Genomic DNA, 231 nt, shown 5'->3' with positions numbered 1-231 from the left:
ATACAGGCGTGGCGCCGCCACCTGCTTGCCGTCATGGAAGACGCGAATGATGGCGATGGGGTCGCGGGCACGGCCCTGGTCGTCCTTGATGGAAAGGGCGTGCGAGAGCACCGCGTCGGCGTTGTCCTTGCTCAGCTTCGCGCTGGAGCGCAGCAGCTCGACATAGGCCTGGGTCTTGGTGCGAGTGCCGCCCTCGCCACCTTCGGTGCTGTCGCGCAGACGGATGTGACC

General features: G+C 66.7%; 1 protein-coding gene. It reads right to left on the bottom strand.

Annotated elements, in window-relative coordinates:
- Window positions 1-231: hypothetical protein (locus QCD70_RS19165; RefSeq protein ID WP_301219242.1), on the bottom strand; the 231-nt coding region annotated here is incomplete at both ends.

This window comes from Agreia sp. PsM10, from assembly GCF_030433855.1.
Taxonomy (GTDB): domain Bacteria; phylum Actinomycetota; class Actinomycetes; order Actinomycetales; family Microbacteriaceae; genus Agreia.
Note: the sequence above shows the minus strand (reverse complement) of the source record. Positions and strands in the feature narration are given on the sequence as shown.